This is a genomic window from Rhodococcus koreensis (assembly GCF_017068375.1).
In the GTDB taxonomy this organism is placed as follows: domain Bacteria; phylum Actinomycetota; class Actinomycetes; order Mycobacteriales; family Mycobacteriaceae; genus Rhodococcus_F; species Rhodococcus_F koreensis.
Map to the genome: position 1 here is coordinate 8516501 of NZ_CP070609.1, position 16815 is coordinate 8533315.

The 16815-nt window shown below is 64.7% G+C and carries 20 protein-coding genes and 1 pseudogene; 15 read left to right on the top strand and 6 right to left on the bottom strand.

The window, feature by feature from the left end:
- Nucleotides 1–35 precede the first annotated feature (35 nt).
- Together JWS14_RS38785 and JWS14_RS38790 are read left to right on the top strand one after the other, a co-directional pair.
- Nucleotides 36–506, top strand: a complete 471-nt coding sequence (locus tag JWS14_RS38785) for a helix-turn-helix domain-containing protein (protein ID WP_241031581.1) — start codon at nucleotides 36–38, stop codon at nucleotides 504–506.
- Entirely contained in the window at nucleotides 395–1177 is a 783-nt protein-coding gene (locus tag JWS14_RS38790) for an IS630 family transposase (RefSeq protein WP_206015531.1), read from the top strand. The genes JWS14_RS38785 and JWS14_RS38790 overlap by 112 nt, the downstream gene beginning before the upstream one ends.
- A gap of 87 nt (nucleotides 1178–1264) precedes the next feature.
- Here the strand turns inward: JWS14_RS38790 and JWS14_RS38795 are convergent.
- Both JWS14_RS38795 and JWS14_RS38800 read right to left on the bottom strand, forming a co-directional pair.
- A pseudogene (locus tag JWS14_RS38795) lies at nucleotides 1265–1661 on the bottom strand (class I SAM-dependent methyltransferase); the annotation flags it as partial.
- A 140-nt stretch (nucleotides 1662–1801) separates the two neighbouring features.
- The gene (locus tag JWS14_RS38800; RefSeq protein ID WP_206015532.1) at nucleotides 1802–2452 is read right to left on the bottom strand and encodes a pyridoxamine 5'-phosphate oxidase family protein; all 651 of its coding nucleotides are present in this window, start codon (nucleotides 2450–2452) and stop codon (nucleotides 1802–1804) included.
- Between the two features lie 333 nt (nucleotides 2453–2785).
- Here JWS14_RS38800 and JWS14_RS50390 point away from each other — a divergent pair, with 333 nt between their 5' ends.
- Nucleotides 2786–3109 carry an aminopeptidase P family protein gene (locus JWS14_RS50390; protein ID WP_259376028.1) on the top strand — a complete coding sequence of 108 codons (324 nt, stop codon included), beginning with the start codon at nucleotides 2786–2788 and terminating at the stop codon, nucleotides 3107–3109.
- Nucleotides 3110–3577: 468 nt separating this feature from the next.
- Here the strand turns inward: JWS14_RS50390 and JWS14_RS38810 are convergent, their stop codons facing one another.
- The 4 genes from JWS14_RS38810 to JWS14_RS38825 form a co-directional block, all read right to left on the bottom strand.
- Nucleotides 3578–4129 (bottom strand): TIGR03086 family metal-binding protein, encoded by a 552-nt coding sequence (locus tag JWS14_RS38810; protein ID WP_241031583.1) that lies wholly within the window; start codon nucleotides 4127–4129, stop codon nucleotides 3578–3580.
- 438 nt (nucleotides 4130–4567) lie between these two features.
- Nucleotides 4568–5164, bottom strand: a complete 597-nt coding sequence (locus tag JWS14_RS52245) for a helix-turn-helix domain-containing protein (RefSeq protein WP_206015533.1) — start codon at nucleotides 5162–5164, stop codon at nucleotides 4568–4570.
- A 635-nt stretch (nucleotides 5165–5799) separates the two neighbouring features.
- Complete coding sequence (locus JWS14_RS38820) at nucleotides 5800–6825, bottom strand: acyl-CoA dehydrogenase family protein (protein ID WP_206015534.1); 1026 nt, start codon at nucleotides 6823–6825, stop codon at nucleotides 5800–5802.
- Nucleotides 6825–7976, bottom strand: a complete 1152-nt coding sequence (locus JWS14_RS38825; protein ID WP_206015535.1) for an acyl-CoA dehydrogenase family protein — start codon at nucleotides 7974–7976, stop codon at nucleotides 6825–6827. The genes JWS14_RS38820 and JWS14_RS38825 overlap by 1 nt, the downstream gene beginning before the upstream one ends.
- A gap of 354 nt (nucleotides 7977–8330) precedes the next feature.
- On the opposite strand from JWS14_RS38825, the gene JWS14_RS38830 reads away from it, so the two are divergent.
- The 12 genes from JWS14_RS38830 (at nucleotide 8331) to JWS14_RS38885 (ending at nucleotide 16771) form a co-directional block, all read left to right on the top strand.
- Nucleotides 8331–8747 (top strand): MaoC/PaaZ C-terminal domain-containing protein, encoded by a 417-nt coding sequence (locus JWS14_RS38830; RefSeq protein ID WP_259376110.1) that lies wholly within the window; start codon nucleotides 8331–8333, stop codon nucleotides 8745–8747.
- The gene (locus JWS14_RS38835) at nucleotides 8744–9193 is read left to right on the top strand and encodes a hypothetical protein (RefSeq protein ID WP_206015536.1); all 450 of its coding nucleotides are present in this window, start codon (nucleotides 8744–8746) and stop codon (nucleotides 9191–9193) included. The genes JWS14_RS38830 and JWS14_RS38835 overlap by 4 nt, the downstream gene beginning before the upstream one ends.
- Nucleotides 9190–9891, top strand: a complete 702-nt coding sequence (locus tag JWS14_RS38840) for an SDR family oxidoreductase (protein ID WP_206015537.1) — start codon at nucleotides 9190–9192, stop codon at nucleotides 9889–9891. Before JWS14_RS38835 ends, JWS14_RS38840 begins: the two co-directional genes overlap by 4 nt.
- 200 nt (nucleotides 9892–10091) lie before the next feature.
- On the top strand, nucleotides 10092–11264 hold the full coding sequence (locus JWS14_RS38845; RefSeq protein WP_206015538.1) for an LLM class flavin-dependent oxidoreductase: 1173 nt from the start codon (nucleotides 10092–10094) through the stop codon (nucleotides 11262–11264).
- Nucleotides 11265–11288: 24 nt separating this feature from the next.
- Nucleotides 11289–11684, top strand: coding sequence for a RidA family protein (locus JWS14_RS38850; protein ID WP_206015539.1), 396 nt, complete (start codon nucleotides 11289–11291; stop codon nucleotides 11682–11684).
- 5 nt (nucleotides 11685–11689) lie between these two features.
- The gene (locus JWS14_RS38855) at nucleotides 11690–12538 is read left to right on the top strand and encodes an amidohydrolase family protein (RefSeq protein ID WP_206015540.1); all 849 of its coding nucleotides are present in this window, start codon (nucleotides 11690–11692) and stop codon (nucleotides 12536–12538) included.
- Nucleotides 12539–12603: 65 nt separating this feature from the next.
- Nucleotides 12604–13950, top strand: a complete 1347-nt coding sequence (locus JWS14_RS38860; RefSeq protein WP_206015541.1) for an MFS transporter — start codon at nucleotides 12604–12606, stop codon at nucleotides 13948–13950.
- Nucleotides 13951–14059: 109 nt separating this feature from the next.
- The gene (locus JWS14_RS38865; protein WP_206015542.1) at nucleotides 14060–14455 is read left to right on the top strand and encodes a RidA family protein; all 396 of its coding nucleotides are present in this window, start codon (nucleotides 14060–14062) and stop codon (nucleotides 14453–14455) included.
- A gap of 71 nt (nucleotides 14456–14526) precedes the next feature.
- The gene (locus JWS14_RS38870; RefSeq protein WP_206015543.1) at nucleotides 14527–15309 is read left to right on the top strand and encodes an enoyl-CoA hydratase-related protein; all 783 of its coding nucleotides are present in this window, start codon (nucleotides 14527–14529) and stop codon (nucleotides 15307–15309) included.
- Between the two features lie 12 nt (nucleotides 15310–15321).
- Complete coding sequence (locus JWS14_RS38875; protein WP_009475734.1) at nucleotides 15322–15816, top strand: flavin reductase family protein; 495 nt, start codon at nucleotides 15322–15324, stop codon at nucleotides 15814–15816.
- A 35-nt stretch (nucleotides 15817–15851) separates the two neighbouring features.
- Complete coding sequence (locus tag JWS14_RS38880; protein ID WP_241031585.1) at nucleotides 15852–16553, top strand: NADPH-dependent FMN reductase; 702 nt, start codon at nucleotides 15852–15854, stop codon at nucleotides 16551–16553.
- Complete coding sequence (locus tag JWS14_RS38885) at nucleotides 16442–16771, top strand: carboxymuconolactone decarboxylase family protein (protein WP_206015544.1); 330 nt, start codon at nucleotides 16442–16444, stop codon at nucleotides 16769–16771. Before JWS14_RS38880 ends, JWS14_RS38885 begins: the two co-directional genes overlap by 112 nt.
- The last annotated feature ends 44 nt before the right edge of the window (nucleotides 16772–16815 follow it).

Here is a 16815-nt window from a genome sequence, read left to right on the forward strand (position 1 = left end):
TTCCCCTTCCCCTCTGCCGGTCAGGACCGTTGTCAATGCCTTCGCAGAAGAAGCGTCCGGTGACGTTGAGCTCGGCTGATCGTGAGTTCTTGGAACGGTTGACCACGACCGGGGTGCATCCGGCTTCGATGATCCGGCGGGCCCGGGTGTTGCTGGCGCTGGACACCTCGGTCGGGGCGGTCGATGAGAAGAAGGTGATCGCGGCACGGTTGGGGGTCTCGGGTGAGACGGTGCGACTGGTGGCCAAGCGGTTCGCTGAGACCAGTCAGGACGTGGAGGCCACGATCGGGCGCAAGCAGCGCGACCTGCCACCGGTGCCGTCGCAGATCACCGGCGAGATCGAGGCCAGGTTGATTGCGTTGGCGTGCACACAGCCCCCGGCGGGACATGCCCGGTGGTCGCTGCGACTGCTGGAGAAGCACGTCGCCCTGATCGACGACATCCCCGACCTGGACCACTCGACCATCGGCCGGATTTTAAAAGAACGAAACTTCGTCCTCACCTGAAGAAGTGCTGGACCATCCCACCAAAGGCGAACGCGGAGTTCGCAGCCCGGATGGAAGATGTCCTGTCGGTCTACGCCCGCCCCCACAACCCCTCTCGCCCGGTGGTGTGCATGGACGAAAAGCCCTACCAGCTCCTCGCTCACGTGCGTGACCCGCTCCCTGCAGGCCCGGGACGCGATCTGAAGGAGGACTCCGAGTATGTGCGGCACGGGACCTGTTCGATCTTCTGCTGGGTCGAGCCTCTGGCCGGCTGGCGGCGTGTCGATGCCCAGCCCCGGCGCACCAAGATCGACTGGGCTCGGCAGGTCAAAGAGCTTCTGTGCGTGGACTACCCGGACGCGGAGACGGTGGTGCTGGTGATGGACAACCTCAATACTCACGGCATCGGATCGCTCTACGAGGCCTTCGAGCCGGCCGAGGCGTTCGCGCTCGCGCAGCGACTCGAGATCCACCACACCCCCAAACACGGCTCGTGGCTCAACGTCGCCGAGATCGAGCTCTCTGTGCTGACCCGCCAGTGTCTGGACCGGCGCATCGAGGACCTCGAGACCCTGGGCGCCGAACTCGCCGCCTGGCAACGACAGACCAACGCCGATCAACGCCAGGTCCAGTGGCACTTCACCACCGACGACGCCCGCATCAAACTCCGCCACCTATATCCCAACACTTAGCCGCGACAGTCTACTAGTCCCTCGGCGATCATCAACACCGGCCGTCCGCGGAGGATACGGTCCAGCCAGGTCCGGTCGGTGACGCTGGAGCCGGTCCACCGGCTCGTCGAACTCCTCCCAGCCCTGCAGGCGGACCTGGGCGGTCCGCGTCCCCGGCAGACCTGACAGGAGTTCGGTGACGCGTCTGGTATTGGTTGTCGCTGAGGGTGAGGCCGATGACGTTGACATCGTATTTTTCGTGGGCGCGGAGCATGGTCGAACCCCAGCCGCAGCCGATGTCGAGCAGCGTCATGCCCGGCTGCAGGTCGCATTTGCCGAGCGAGAGGTCGATCTTGGCCCGTTGCGCTTGTTGGAGCGTCATGTCCTCGCGCGGGAAGTAGGCGCAGCTGTAGGTCATGCTCGGATCGAGGAACAGCCGAAAGAAGTCGTCGGACAGGTCGTAGTGGGACTGCACCTGGGTGAAGAAGGGCTTGAATTGCGACATTCCAGCTCCTGACCTCAACCCGTCGGGAAAACTCGTCGGCCGACTCACCGTCGAACGCCGCGCACCCGCGCCTGCATGAAGCTCACGTCTTGCCCCACGACCGGCAAGGCGAGTGACAGCGACGAACTCGTCGACCCTGACTATGGATGACCCGTGCGGTCGGCGGCGACCCCGAAATAGTCACCGCCCTTGCGTCGTTGGTCGTCGGTGCCCCAATCGCGGTCGCGGGGGACGGGCACCATCTGCGGTATGTGCTTGCGGCAATGGATATATGCCTCGTCGACCTGCACCAGGACCCACCGCTCGGCGGCGCGATCGCGCACCCGCTCGAGCGGCAGGTCCGGCTGTGTGCGGCACAGTTCGTCGTCGGCGACGATGCGTGCTGTTCCGTTGACGTGCAGGCCGATCAGGTCGTCGGCGAAGTCGGCCATGAACAATCCGATGTGCGGGTTCTCGACGATATTGCCCAGGCTGGCCATCACCCCGTTGCCCCGGTATTCGGGGTATCCGAGCAGGTCGGGGGAGAAGACATGGATGAAGCCGGGCGGTCCCGCCCGCAGCGAGACGTCACACGAACCGTCTGCTGCCGCAGTCCCGATGAAGAGCAGTTCCATCCTGTCGATGAACTCGATCATCGCCGGATGCAGAACCCGGCACATTTGGTGGGCGTAGAACCGCTCCGCGCGGCACTCGGTTCCCAGCTCCGCTTGCATGACCTGTTCGCCACGGGTTCCTCGCGCCGGGGTGTCGACCTCGGCGCCCTCGAGCACGGTGTGATCGGCGCCGGACATCTGCGTCTCCCTGATCTGTCGAGAAACGTGTTGCTGTGTAACAGCCGTATCAGCATCGCGCCGGGCGCCCGGCGCGAACAGCCACCCCAGGGGTGAAAACGCCTCACCAAGGTGTGAAAAGTTCGCCCCGGGCGATGTCCTCGACCGCCGTCCAGTCCCCTCGACCTCCGTCCGGCACGGCCAGTACATCCCCAGAGAGGTCGAGTCCGCCGATCTCGGTGACGCCGTCGAATGCTGCAAAGAACGCGGCATCGTTCGGCGACGACGTACCGCACACTGTCGCGGTCGTCCCACATGTGACGATGACCGTCTCCCAGTTCTGATGCCGACGGTTTGTGCACGCCTCGTGCGGGGTCTATCGCCCCTGGCGCTTCCGAATCTCAGGTCAGGGACGGGGTTCGGGACCTGGCGGACGAGATGTTCGGCACGCGCCGGTTCTGGCACAAGCGGATCGTCCGTTCCGGGGTCAACACGCTCGAGCCGTACCGGTCGAACCCGCCGGATCTGAGGATCGCTGACGATGACGTCGTCTTCCTCGATTTCGGGCCGATCTTCGGGGGGTGGGAGGCCGGTTTCGGACGCGCCTATGTGCTGGGCGAAGATCGCGCTGCGCGACGCTGTGGAGCCGGTGTGGCAGCGGGGTCGCGATTGTTTTGATGCGCATCCGGACATCACGGGTGCGCAATTGTGTGGCGCTGATGGTCGAACTGGCTGGTGAGGCGGGGTTCGAGTTCGGTTCTCCGATCTCCGATTGCTGGTCATCTGGTCGGGGAGTTCCCGCACGAGAAGGTCGCCGGGGACAGTTGTTCTCGTACGGCACCCTGCGTGTGCGGGAGGTGCAGGTGGCGATGTTTGGGCGGGAGTGGGCTGCCGGGGACGGTAAAGATCGCCGGGTGCCGGCTTGGGGAGGTTGTGATCACCGATCCGGTGGTGATCGTCCGCAGCGGCGGTGATCGGCATCCGTTCCCCTCGTCCGCCGGTTCCTGGTCGTGGATTGAGGGTGCGGTGTTCTCCGTCAGCACAGCCGATCTCGCCGCGCGGAGAGGATGGTGCGACGGCTGCCGGATTCTGGTCACCGGGAATAGGGCCGTGCGGCGGACTCTGTGCGTCACGTAGTTCGTTCTGTTAGGTGGTGCGGCCCAGGAAGTTCAACAGCTGGGTCTGGGCGTCGGCGTTGTCTGTGGGCGCCACCTTGGCCCCGAAGGCGTGGGGGAGCCGGATCTGGTCGTCTTCTGCGATCAGAAAGGTTCGGGCCAGCTCGACTGCCTCGGGATCGAGGTGTTCGTCCTGCCCGGTGGCGTGCGCGAAATCCCAGGTATGAATCAGCGTGTCGGCGCACGCCATCCGCCGGACGAATTGCTCGAAAGGCAGGTTGCCGAACTCGGCACCCAGTACCTGCTGGGCGGTCGCCTCCGACTTGAGGGCGGCCTGTACCCCGGCCGTCGCATCCAGCCATGCGGCCACCACGTCCTCCCCGGCGGTCGGCACCCGGTAGTCGTGTCCCCTGAGCCCTGCGCAGGCCCGTCGGTGGTTACCCACCACATGGGCGGCGACGTCCCAGGCGGTCCAGCCCGGGCAGGGGGAGGCCGAGTTCCAGCGGTCCTGCGGGCAGCCCAGGAGACGATCGGTGAAGTCCTGCGCCACGCGCGCGTACAGACTGGTGATGGGCGATCCCATCCCCACACCGTACGTCAACCGCGCCTCACCGAATCTGTGCTGGTAGAGGGCAGTTTTTGCGCACGCAGCGGCCCACACCGGCCGCCGCTCAGCCTGAACCGGGAGATCTTCCGCCCCCGACACGGGGGCTCCGGGGCCCGATGCCGAGCCGTGACGATGGGCCCCGAGACCTGTCAGCGCTGAAGGGAACAGCTGCGATGAGGGGGGCTGACCGCGGTGTATCTCGGTCTGTCCGTCGGCGCCGTGGTTGCCGAGGGGAATACTGCGCGGCCAGGACATCGCACCGGACCGGATCATCCGCACGCGACCGTGGGCCGACAAGTCGTTGACGGAACTGGTTGCTCGACGAGGATGTCGAGGTGGAGGTCCTGGGGGTGGCCGGCGAACATCATCAGGCTCGGCCGGGACGCCTCGCTGACGGTGTGCACGTGGGTGGGACTACGCGCAGACCCGCCGAACCGCGACCGACATTCTGGCCCACACGATCGTCGCGCCGGGGCTGCATGACGAGTGCCGGCACGGATGCACTGAACTCGCGCTCATGGCGGTCGACGGACGAAAAACCACCGACGCTGACGGTGCCCGTGGCGGCGCGACGTGGCGCCCGGAAGGTTCGGCCGCGAGAGGTTTGACGCGCTCGCCGCCACGTCCGGTGGTCCCGGTCGCGAGGTGGAGGTCGGGGGTGCGATGTTCGCCTGCCACAAGTCGCCCGAGGGTGCCGAAGAGGCCTGTGCAGGGTGGCTGGCCGTCGCGGGAGTCGAGCACCTCGGGGTTCGGCCGGGGCCGACGTCCCGCGCGACCGGCACCTTCCAATGCCTCGTTGCCTCCTTCGATCCACTGTCGATGCCAGCGTGAGGCGGTCTGCTGGGAGACCTCCAACTCGACCGCGACATCCACCTGCCGCCGCCCTGCGGCGAACATCTCCGCGGCCTGCATCCGCCGGTCACGCAACGCCCCGAGGTCACGGCGACCGCCGCGCCGCTTGACTTTCCGGGCGTCGGACCCAACGCCGGAACCGGTTTCCTTCCCTGCCATTCATCAATGATCAAGCAGCACGGTGCGAATCACGCGCAACGACACACCCTATTACCGAAACATCTTTAACTAACTAACGAGTGGGTTCACGGTGGCGTCCGAACAACTGCCGCACGCGTGGTTTCGCCGGCGCGGTCGGCTGGTCAGTCGGGTGAGCGTCCTCGCGTCGTGGATACTCCCCAGTGCGACCGCCGGCACGGATAGGTGGAGGAAAGCGCACGGACGAGATGCGGATCGCAGCGAGTATCCTGCACTACTGTCCATAGCCTGTCGATGAACTGGTGCTCGGTGATTCCGAATGTCTGGAAGACAAGCTCTGCGGGAACCCCGCCGTAAGGAATCCATTGCCGAGCGAGGGTGATGAGTTCGCGTGCTTCGCGGGGTAAGTCCTGGCAGTCACTCATCGGGCGTCTTCCCTGGAGCCGTCGCTGTCGCTCGTGTCGAGGCCGCCAAAGGCGTCGACCGGTCTTCTCGGATCAGGTGTGGAAGCCGGGCTGGTCATGGCAGTCCAGAACTCGAACTCTCGCGCGGCCACACGAGTGTGCGCGAGAACGCGAAAGGATTCCGTAATTCTCTGTGCAAGAGCGAATGTCATTCGGCACTACTCAATTCATTGGTCATTGGCGGCCGGACGATTATGCGGTGACGAGGCACCACAGGTTCTGTCGGCCTGCCGTGATGGATGCGGTGGTGAGCATGTCGTCCCAGTGGAGGAGGGAGCCGAATTCGGAGCGCCACGCGAGGGCAGGTTGGGTGAACTCGTGCAGGCGGTGCTCGCGGGTGGTGCCGATCGCTCCGTGCACCTGGTGGGCATTACGGACGACGATGGAGGCGGCGTGCCCGGCGCAGGAACGGGCAACAGCGACAAGGACGTCGAGGTTCGGTGCGGACCAGTCGGTGCGGACGGCTTCGTTCAGGGCGGCTTCGGTGGCGGCCCGGGTGAGTGCGGCTTCGGCGGCGATATCGGCGACGAGGTTTTGTATGGCCTGAAACTTCGCGAGCGGTCGCCCGAACTGGGTGCGTTCGGTGGCGTGCGTGATTGACAGGTCGAGGATGCGATCGAGGGCGGCGCTCGTCTGCACGGATCGGATCAGTGCGCCGCGCAGGAGTAGTTGGTCGACGACCGCGTCAGCTACCGGAGTGCCCGAGTGGGCGCTGTCGATGGTGACGGTGTCCCTGGGTTCGCCGGCGATGTTGGCCTCCGGCGTGATGGTGAGCATGTTCGTCTCGATGTCGGCGACAACGTACGTGTGGGTGTCGCGCCAGACCGTGACGATCTTGTCGGATTGGGCGGCCCAGGGCACCCGGTGGGCAGTTCCGGCGTGATCGAGCAGGCAGACGGTGCGGCGGGCGTCGTCTGCGGGAAGCCCGGCGGTATCGAGCAGCCAGCCGGCGAGCAGGTCGTGTTCGGCCAGCGGGATTCGGACGCCGTTGGCTGCGGCGGCGCGGAGCAGTTCCGCGGCTTCGAGCCATCCGGCTCCGCTGCCGCCGGATTCCTCTGGTCCGGTGAGGCGGGTTAGGCCGAGATCGGTGAGGTGGGACCAGAGGATTGGGTCCCACGTGGCGGTACCGGCGTCAGGTTCATTCTGGTCGCGGTAAGCGGCGAAGACCGCAGACATCATTTCCACAAGATCGGGGTCGACAGTGGTCGGTGTCGTCATCAGCGCATTCCCAATCCCCGCGCGATCACGCCGCGCAGAACTTCGTTGGTGCCGCCGCGAAGGGTGAATCCGGGGCGTTGGGCGGCGGCGTCCTCGATCATTGCCCGGTAGCGGCGGGGGGTCGGACCGGTGTCACCGGTGATGACGTCGGCAAAATCGGCGATGTCGCCTTCGGTGGTGGTTCCGAGGACTTTGACGACGGCCGCGGCGACGTCGGCGGATTCGTGGCGTCCGAGGGCTCCGGCGACCGCGGTGGACATCTGGTGCAGCCCCATTGTTCGGGCGAGATACCGGCCTAGGTCGGGGTGTCGGGGTACTGCCCCTGTCCGCATCTGTTCGGCGGTGTCGGCGAGGAGGGGGAATGTGGACAGGAAGCGTTCGGGTCCGCTGCGTTCGAAGCTCAGTTCCGAGGTGACCTGCTGCCAGCCGCTGCCGATGGTGCCGAAGACCATGTCGTCGGCGACGAAGACGTCGTTGAGGATGACTTCGTTGAAATGGTGCCCACCGTGCATCGAGACGATGGGCCGGATGTCGACGCGGGGGGAGCGCAGGTCGACGATGAACTGGCTCAGTCCGTCGTGCCGATGTGCGGGGTCGACGGGGGTCGTGCGGGCGAGGCAGATGAATGCATGGGCATGGTGGGCGCCGGACGTCCAGACCTTGGTGCCGCTGAGGACCCAGCCGTCGTCGACGCGGGTGGCTTTGGTGCGGACGCTGGCGAGGTCGGATCCGGTGTCGGGTTCACTCATGCCGATGGCGAAGTAGCACTCGCCATGGGCGATCTCGGGTAGGTACTTCTGTTTTTGAAATTCGGTGCCGTACAGAAGGAGTGACGGTGCAATCTGGCGGTCGGCGATCCAGTGCGCGGCGACCGGGGCGCCTGCAGCGAGGAGTTCCTCGGTGACGACGAAACGTTCGAGGTGGCTGCGACCGCGGCCACCGTACTCGATTGGGATCGTCATGCCGACCCATCCCCGGTCGGCGAGTGCGCGCGAGAAGTCCTCGTGCCAGCCGGTGAGCCAGCTGTCGATCCGCGGAGTGATGCGCCCATCAGCGAACTGAGCGTCGACGAATTGCCGGACTTCGGCGCGTAAGTCGTCCATGTCGTGGGGGTCCGACGCTATGGGCGGAACCAGTCGCGGATCTCTCATTGGAGAATCCCTTCGGTTGTGGCTGAGTCGGTTTCGGGTGTTGCGTCACGTTGGGTCCCGGCGCCTGCATGTCCGTCTGCAAACCGGTTGGAATGTTGGTCGATGTTGAACGCCGCGTGTCTTGATTACGCACTATGGCAAAAGTGGGCGATATACGCAATGCTGGTGGCTAATTCGGCGCAGGTACCGAGATCTGCCACGTGAGTGCATCCTTTTGCTTGACGTACCGACCGGGCGGTACTAAGGTTCCGTGAACGGTAGCCGATCGGCAAATTGCTTCGAGTCGGAGTTCCGCAATGAATTCTCGAAAGGTGTCCCATGGCCGGACTGTGGTTCGACGACGTGGAAATCGGAATGACGTTCGAGACTCCGCGTCGCACTGTGACGGAGGCGGACGTGGTCAACTTCGCCGGAGTGTCCGGTGATTTTCATACGCTGCACACTGATGCGCAGACTATGCGCGAGAGTCAGTTCGGCGAACGGATCGCTCACGGAGCGCTCGTTCTGTCGATCGTGACAGGCCTTCGGGGCCGGCTCGGAATCTTCGACGACACCCTGGTGGCGTTCGCCGAGATTCGTCGCTGGCGCTTCGTGCGTCCGGTGCTCATCGGCGACACGATTCGCGCGGCCAACGAGGTCGTGGAGCTGACTCCTACGTCGAAGCCCGACCGTGGCGTCATGGTCCAGCACGTGCAGGTACTCAACCAGCACGATGTCGTCGTACAAGAAGGAGAGATGGTGGCATTGGTGAAGCGGGAGGCGAAGGTATGAGGGTCCGCGCGGACGATCCGCAACTCAATGAGGTGTTGACCGGCGCGGGGACTGCGGGAAAAGACCCCCGTGACGGTCTCGTATTCGTCGCACGGACTGGTCTTCGTGAATGGGCGGAGACCGAGGACGAACTGGCTCAGGCGTTCGACATGACCCGGGAGGCAGTCGCGGCCGGTGGTGCAGTGGTCTACGTCGTGCGCTCGGCCGCACTGCTGGGACGAACCGAACCGCTGGACGCGGCTGTCGCAGCCGGCCTACTCAGCGGCGCACGCGCACTCGCGCTCGAGCGCCGAAAACACAACGGCTACTCGACGGTCGTCGCCGTGGCCGACGATGTGGAACCGAAGTCGGTTGCCGACGCGGTGGATCTCCTCGTTGCCACTCGCGGGGCCAACGGTCAAGCCTTCGTACTCGGCGAGGAACATTTAGGAGCAGCTCTGCCATGAAGATTGCAGTGGTCACAGGCGCGGCCCGGGGTATCGGCTTCGAAATTGCCCGGCGTCTGACGAAGGACGGCTATCGCCTGGTCCTGGTAGACGTGGATCCGAGGGTCGGGGACAGCGCAGCATCGATCGATGCCACGCCAGTGAAGGCCGACATCGCCGATCCGGAGGGCCGTGCGCAGATTCGCTCCGCAATACGGTCCGAAGAGGGGCAGCCGACCTTGTTGGTGAACAACGCCGGTATCACGCGCGATGCTCTGATCGGCGACATGACCGAACCGAACTTCCGACTCGTCAATCGAATCAACCTGGGCGCGACCTTCGAGTTGACGTCCGAACTGGCCGACGAGATCGTCGATGGTGGCGCGGTGGTCAATATCAGCTCACGCGCATACCTCGGCAACGTCGGCCAGTTCAACTACGCCATCTCCAAGGGCGGCGTAGTCGGTCTGACCCGGTCACTGGCGTTGAGCCACGCGCCGCGCTTGCGCGTCAACGCCGTGGCACCGGGCTTCATCGCCACCGACATGACCGATGCGGTACCCGCGAGGGTGCGTGACCGCATCATCTCGCGCATTCCGCTGCAACGCCCGGGCAAACCCATCGATATCGCCGAAGCCGTCGCTTGGTTGGGCTCCGACCAGGCGGCATATGTCACGGGACAGGTATTGCCGTGCTGCGGAGGTCGCAGTCATGGCTGAAGGCGGTCATGGCAGATACGTAGTGCACAGGTAGTGGATAGGTAGTTTCCCGCTGGCATCGGGGCTGGTCCGCAGGGACCCTCGTGTGATGGTCGTCACGAAAGGGTGCGGTGTGATGTCAGCCCTCGAAAACCGGTTGAAGAAACGACGGTCGTTCTCGTCGGGAAGCGGCGGTCGGCCACAGAGACTTGGAGTGAAGTATGAAACTGGATTTGCTGTATGCGTTGACGAATCGTTCGGGCGAGTTGTCCTGGCATGAGGTGCTGGAGGCGACGCGGCGACATGCCGTAATGGCGGACGAGCTCGGATATGACCGTATTTGGTTGGGGGAGCATCACTTCGATGTCGACGGGACCGATGCGAGCCCGAATCCGATCATGCTGGCGACGGATCTGGCCGCTCGGACGAGCCGCATCCGGTTCGGGATGGCGGCGGTATCGCTGACCCTGTGGCATCCGCTGAGGGTGGCGGAGGATCTTGCCATCCTGGACCACTTCAGTGACGGCCGCCTCGATGTGGCGTTCGGTCGGGGAATTCTGCCGATCGAGGTGATGAACCTCAATCCCGAGGCGAACCGCTGGAACGGCAGCGAGAACAGTTACGGGATCTTCGACGAAAACCTGGCGATCGTGAAGGGGATCTGGACCGACCGCCAGTTCAGTTGGAAGGGGCCGCGCTACACATTCCCGGAGCCGGGGACGAAGTTCATCCACTCGCCCGGTGCGCCCGATCCGGAAGGCTGGGTCGGCGAGGATGGCCTGCTTCAAGCGTTCGGGATCACTCCGCAGCCGTACCAGCAGCCGATGCCGCCGTTGTTCGCGGTCACCGAGACTGTCGAGGGCTTCCGGCGCGCCGCTCAGAAGGGTATGAAGCCGATCACCTGGTACCCCACCGGTCAGGTTCTCCACAACCTCTGCGAGCTCTACCGCGACGAGCGGGCCAAGGTCAGCGGCGTCACCCCGGCACTCGGCGAGGATGTGGGTGTGCTGCGCATGGCGTACGTCGCGGATACGGACGAGGAGGCGCGTCGCATCGCCGAGCCGGCGGTGGTGGAGTTCTTCGAGCTTATCTGCCGGGTTCGCGGTATCGGGGTCTTCCTCGACGCCGACGAGGACCCGAGCGATCCCAAGTACAAGGCGATGGCCCCCTGGGATCTCATGTTCGATCGTGATCACCTCTTCATCGGTTCGCCGGACACCGTGCTCGAGAAGATGACGCGGATGACGAAGTCGCACGGCATTCAGAACTGGCTGTTGCAGATGGGCGTGCCGGGCATCGCACACGACGACATCGACAGATCCCTGAAACTCTTCGCCAGCGAGTGCATGCCGGAACTCCGCACACTCGATTCCACGGCTGTCGCCGCGAACTGATCCACCGGATCCGAAGGAATACTCATGACGGAATACCTCAACCCCGGAGACCTTTCCTACCCTTGGTTCGGAATGAATCCGGGTGTGGCGACCAAGGACTACGTGTTCTGCGGCGGCATGGCGCTGGATCTGGAGACGCTGGCGCGTAGGCCGGAGGCCGACACCATCGCGAACGAGACGAAGATTGCGCTGGAGGAGATCCAGGGGATCCTCGAGACTGTCGGCTGCACGCTGCGGGACGTGGTGAAGACGACGTGTTACCTGGCCGACGATTCGTATCGCAAGGAGTTCTGGACCGCGTACACCGAGGTCTTCGGGGAAGGCCCGTACCCGGCGCGCACCACGCTCGTCGTGGGCATTGCCGGCGACTGCCGCGTCGAGATCGACGCCGTCGCGCTCCGGCCGAAGAGAAAGGGATAGCCGCGATGCCCGACCGCCCGTTCACCGACTGGCACACGCACATCTATCTGCCCGAACATCTGGGCCCGGTATGGACCGACCGAGGAACCGAGCTCGTCGGGCGGCCAGGCTTCGGCCGCGCGGACCTCGCCGAGCACACCCGGGTGATGGCGGAGTCCGGTGTCGAGAGGTTCCTGGTTTTGGGCCTGCAGGTGGCCCGGATCGGGATGAAGGTGCCGAACGACTATGTCGGCGAGTACCTCGACGCCAACCGGGAACGGGCGATCGGGGTCGGCAGCGTCGACCCGACCCAGCCCGGCGCGGCGGACGAACTCCGCCGCGCCGTGCGCGAATACGGCCTTCACGGGGTGAAACTCTCACCGCCGTATCAGGGTTTCCATCCGCACTGCGACGAGGCCTACGAGGTCTATCGTGCTGCCGCTGATCTCGGTATCTTCCTCATGTTCCACCAGGCGAGCGTGTTCGCGCCCGACGGGTGCAACGAATACGCGTACCCCATGTTCCTCGACAAGGTCGCCCGCGAGTTCCGGGACACGAACATCCTCGTTGCCCACTTCGGGAAGCCGTGGATGAACGAGACGGTCGAACTGATGATGAAGAACCGCAACGTCTTCGCCGACGTGTCGACGCTACCGGTGAAGACCTGGCAGCTCTACAACGGGCTCCGACTCGCCATCGAGGGCCATGTCACCGACCGCCTGGTGTTCGGCTCCGACTTCCCGTCATTCTGCCCGGAAGAGTCCGCCGATCAGTTCCTGGCGATCTCGGAACTCGACATGCCACTCCCGATCCCACACGACGTGGTCGAGGATATCCTCTACAACCGGCCACTCGACCTCATCCTCCCGAAATAGCCCCCCACTCAGCGGGCCGCTGTGATCACCAGCGATCCACCCCCGCCCCGAATCCGGAGACCGCAATGAGTACTCTCGACGGCACTTCCTCCCCAAGGGCAACTACGGACAGGCCCAACGACGATCTTGTTCGCCAACGGCGCCGCGTCTATATCGCCAGCGCGATCGGCAGCACGATCGAGTACTACGACTTCCTCATCTATGCGACCGCGGCGAGCCTGGTGTTCGCCCCGGTGTTCTTCGCGGGATCATCGCCCGCCGTGGCGCTCATCGCCTCGTTCGGCACGCTCGCCGTCGGATACCTCGCCCGCCCGCTCGGTGGAATCATCTTCGGCCACTTCGGCGACCGGTTCGGCAGGAAATCCTCGCTCATCTGGACCCTGAGCATCATGGGGGTGGCAACCGTATCGATCGGATTGCTGCCGACACCCGACAAGATCGGCGTGCTCGCCCCGATCCTGCTCGTGGCGCTCCGTCTCATACAGGGAATCGCCGTCGGCGGTGAATGGGGCGGCGCCGTCTTGATGGCTGTCGAACATGCGAACACGAAGTCCCGCGGATTCTACGGCAGCGCAACCCAGATGGGAGCCTCGGCCGGACTCCTACTGTCCTTCGCGGCCTTCGCGGCGCTCGGCGGGCTCTCCGAGGACCAGTTCCTGTCCTGGGGTTGGCGTCTACCCTTCCTCGTGACGGTCGTCCTCGTCGGAATCGGCATGTACATCCGGGTCGGCGTACGCGAGAGTCCCGTCCTGCTGGCCGAGAAGAAGGAGCGTAACGAAGAGGAGCCGCGCCGCGCGCCGCTGTTCGCGCTACTTCGGGAACGCCGGGGTCGCGTGCTACTCGGAATCGGCGTCTACGCCGGACCGTTCATGGCGTACGCAGTGGCGACGTCACTGCTGGTGACATACGCGCACAAGGACTTCGGGATCCCGCGCCAGACGCTGCTCAACGCGATGATGATCGGTACGGCTGGCATGCTTCTCACTGTCCCGTTGTTCGCGTGGCTCTCCGACCGATACGGCCGGCGACCGGTCTACGTCACCGCAGCCCTGCTCACGGCGATCCACGCGTTCGCGATGTTCCCATTGGTGACGTCGGGAAGCTTCCCACTGATCCTGCTCTCGTATGTCATCAGCATGACCGTGCTCAACGCGGCGGCGAACGGCCCGGTCCCTGCACTGCTCGCGGAGCTGTTCCCGACGGCGTCCCGCTACACGGGCGTATCCCTGTGCTACCAATTTGCCGGCATGATCGGTGGCGGCCTCGGCCCGCTCCTCGCTGCAACCTTCATCGCGCCGGGAGGCCCGGGCAGCATCGCGGTTTCCGTGATGATCTCCGCGCTGTGCATCGTGGCTGCGCTGTCCGTCAGCGCACTCGGTGAGACCCGGACCGTCGACCTACGCACGGCGTGAGCGCCGCAAAGGAAACAGGCGGTCCTCGCGACTGGGACGGCCAAAGACAGGGCTGAACCCGAGAAAGACAGATCCCAACCAGATCGTACAAACGAAAGACGAGGTCGAAATGATCGACTACTTGAATCCAGCCGACCTGGGAGATTTCAGCCCGCAGGGCCTGTCGTCCGGTACCGCGACCGACGTGTTCGTCTATGCCGCGGGTCTGGCGATCGACCCCGAGACGATGGCGAGGCGTAAGGAGGCGGAATCGATCGCCGACGAGACCCGGATCTGCCTCGAGAACGTCTCCAGGATCTTGGCGGACGCAGGCCTCACACTGCGAGACGTCGTCAAGACCACCTGCTACCTGCAGGACGAGGCATATCGCTTCGAGTTCCTCGATGCATACAAGGGCGCTTTCGGTGAGGGACCGTACCCGGCACGGTCGACGTTCGTCCTCGGTATCGCCTCGAACCTGCGTGTTCAGATCGAGGCCGTCGCGGTACGTCCCGACGCAGGCTGAGTCGGTAACGAACGCCGACGGTCGGACCACGTTCATCGGTGTCGACCGGAACCTCGCAGAAGGACTGAGAAATGACAGAATTCGATAAAATTCGCATCGAGCGCCACGACGACGGCGTCCGGGTTCTCGTACTCGACGACCCGGAGAAGCGGAACGCCATCGGCCCCGCCATGCGCCTCGAGCTACTCGACGCAGCGGACCAGCTGTCGACCGACACTGAAACGCGGTGCCTGGTGGTGACCGGATCCGGGACCTCCTTCTGTGCCGGGGCGGATCTCATGGCGATCTTCGGCGTGAACGGCGCGACCCCGTCGAGCATGCGGGCCCGTCAACTGTCGTACTACAAGAGCTTCCTGTGGCTGCGGGAGCTTCCATACCCCACGGTTTCCGCCGTCAACGGTCATGCGATCGGTGCCGGGTTGAATCTCGCGTTGGCCTGCGACATCACCATCGCGGGGCCGAACGCCAGATTCGGCGCCACCTTTGCTAAATTGGGCTTGCATCAGGGAGGCGGATGCACCTATTTCCTGACGCAGAAGCTGGGGCGGGGACGTGCACTGCGCACGGTTCTCCTCGGCCGCACACTCGACGGCGTGCAAGCCCATGACGAGGGACTCGCAGACGTCTACGCCGAGGACCCGCTCGGAGAAGCGTTGACTCTCGCACATTCGGTCGCGGATCTGCAGCCGTCGCTCGCTCGCGACATGAAACAAGCCGTGAATCTCGCCGCCGAGAATTCCTTCGACGTGACGCTGGGATTCGAGTCCTGGGCTCAGGCAGCCAGTGCGTACAACCCCGGTGTCCAGGACGCGATTCGCGCCGCGGGCCGCACCACGTCATCCCGATCCAGCTAGGAGAAACGAACAATGATCGACCTGGGCAAGTTCAAAGACATCATGGCGTATGCACCAGGCCCCGCCACAGTCGTCACTGCCACCGGTGACGACGGCAGGCACCAGGGTCTGACGATGTCCGCGGTGTGCTCCGTCTCGCTGGATCCCCCGCTCGTCCTCGCATGCCTCGACCACGGGTCGAACACCCTGCAGGCGGTGCGTTCGTCGGGATCCTTCACCGTCAACTACATCGCCGACGGCCACGAGAGCGTCGCGCTGGCCTTCGCGGTCAAGTCGGACTCGAAGTTCGACGGACATGCATGGTCGGCCCCGGACGGAGGACTGGGCGGGCCGGTGCTCGCGGAGAACACCGCGGCGTTCGCAGTGTGCCGGGTCGAGCAGATGGTCGAGGCCGGCGATCACACGATCGTGGTCGGTGCCGTGGTCGACGGGGGAGTGCGCGAGGATTGCCATGCCTTGGCCTATGCGCGCCGGGAATTCTTCACGGCCGTCGGATCGCAGGTATGAACCGATACTCGTTGACGATCAATCGAGGAGAGTCCATGTCGCACAGCGACATCACAGTCGGCGTTCTGGTCGGAAACCCGCGGCCGGCATCGCGGACGGCAACCGTCGCACTGGAGGTGGGCCGTCAAGTTGCCGATGCGGTCGGAGGCAGGGTCGGCCCTGTCGTCGATCTGGCGATGCACGGCGGGGACGTTCTGGACCCCGACTCCGCGACGGTGCAACGGGACATGGAGCTCGTCAGCGGAGTCGACACTCTCGTCGTCGCGTCGCCGACCTACAAGGCGACCTACACGGGCCTGCTCAAATCCTTCTTCGACCGTTTCGGCTCCGTCTCACTCGACGGCGTCGTAGCGGTGCCTGTGATGGTGGGCGGTGCCCCACACCATGCCATGGCCGGCGAGGTCCACCTCCGTCCGCTGCTGGTCGAACTGGGTGCCGTCGTGCCCACTCGGAGTCTCTACGTCGTGGACTCCGAACTCGACCACCTCACGGACACGGTCAGCACCTGGCTGTCCAGGGAAGGTGCCTCGCTGACGAACGCACCGCGCACTGCGCACTGCGCCGGCGTAAATGAACGCGGGACACCCGGCGACGCCGCGGCCCCAAGTACCTCGAAGGAACAATCATGCCCGATATGCCCGGCCCCGCCCGACGGGCACTCGGTTCGTTCGCTCCGAAGCTGGCCGAACTCACCGACGACACCTTGTTCGGCGACATCTGGAAACGTCGTGAACTGACACCTCGAGACCGAAGCCTCATCACCGTCGCTGCCTTGGTTGCTCTCTACCGCTCCGAGCAGCTGCCCTTCCATCTGCGGACGGCACTGGACAACGGCCTCACCGTCGACGAACTCGTGGAAGTCGCCACTCACCTCGCGTTCTACTCCGGCTGGCCCACCGCGATGACGGCAGTCCAGATCCTTCGGGACCTCCCCGGCCCCGAAGCCTCTCGATAGGTCGGCCGGGCGCATAGTATGCCGACTGGTACGAATGTATAATT

Coding starts and splice junctions, on each gene's coding strand:
- JWS14_RS38840 (WP_206015537.1), top strand. CDS start 9,190: ATGAAGATTGCAGTGGTCACAGGCGCGGCCCGGGGTATCGGCTTCGAA.
- JWS14_RS38810 (WP_241031583.1), bottom strand. CDS start 4,129: ATGGGATCGCCCATCACCAGTCTGTACGCGCGCGTGGCGCAGGACTTC.
- JWS14_RS38845 (WP_206015538.1), top strand. CDS start 10,092: ATGAAACTGGATTTGCTGTATGCGTTGACGAATCGTTCGGGCGAGTTG.
- JWS14_RS38825 (WP_206015535.1), bottom strand. CDS start 7,976: ATGAGAGATCCGCGACTGGTTCCGCCCATAGCGTCGGACCCCCACGAC.
- JWS14_RS38785 (WP_241031581.1), top strand. CDS start 36: ATGCCTTCGCAGAAGAAGCGTCCGGTGACGTTGAGCTCGGCTGATCGT.
- JWS14_RS38850 (WP_206015539.1), top strand. CDS start 11,289: ATGACGGAATACCTCAACCCCGGAGACCTTTCCTACCCTTGGTTCGGA.
- JWS14_RS38830 (WP_259376110.1), top strand. CDS start 8,331: ATGACGTTCGAGACTCCGCGTCGCACTGTGACGGAGGCGGACGTGGTC.
- JWS14_RS38800 (WP_206015532.1), bottom strand. CDS start 2,452: ATGTCCGGCGCCGATCACACCGTGCTCGAGGGCGCCGAGGTCGACACC.
- JWS14_RS38870 (WP_206015543.1), top strand. CDS start 14,527: ATGACAGAATTCGATAAAATTCGCATCGAGCGCCACGACGACGGCGTC.
- JWS14_RS38835 (WP_206015536.1), top strand. CDS start 8,744: ATGAGGGTCCGCGCGGACGATCCGCAACTCAATGAGGTGTTGACCGGC.
- JWS14_RS38820 (WP_206015534.1), bottom strand. CDS start 6,825: ATGACGACACCGACCACTGTCGACCCCGATCTTGTGGAAATGATGTCT.
- JWS14_RS38875 (WP_009475734.1), top strand. CDS start 15,322: ATGATCGACCTGGGCAAGTTCAAAGACATCATGGCGTATGCACCAGGC.
- JWS14_RS38860 (WP_206015541.1), top strand. CDS start 12,604: ATGAGTACTCTCGACGGCACTTCCTCCCCAAGGGCAACTACGGACAGG.
- JWS14_RS38865 (WP_206015542.1), top strand. CDS start 14,060: ATGATCGACTACTTGAATCCAGCCGACCTGGGAGATTTCAGCCCGCAG.
- JWS14_RS52245 (WP_206015533.1), bottom strand. CDS start 5,164: ATGGCAGGGAAGGAAACCGGTTCCGGCGTTGGGTCCGACGCCCGGAAA.
- JWS14_RS38855 (WP_206015540.1), top strand. CDS start 11,690: ATGCCCGACCGCCCGTTCACCGACTGGCACACGCACATCTATCTGCCC.
- JWS14_RS38880 (WP_241031585.1), top strand. CDS start 15,852: ATGTCGCACAGCGACATCACAGTCGGCGTTCTGGTCGGAAACCCGCGG.
- JWS14_RS38885 (WP_206015544.1), top strand. CDS start 16,442: ATGCCCGATATGCCCGGCCCCGCCCGACGGGCACTCGGTTCGTTCGCT.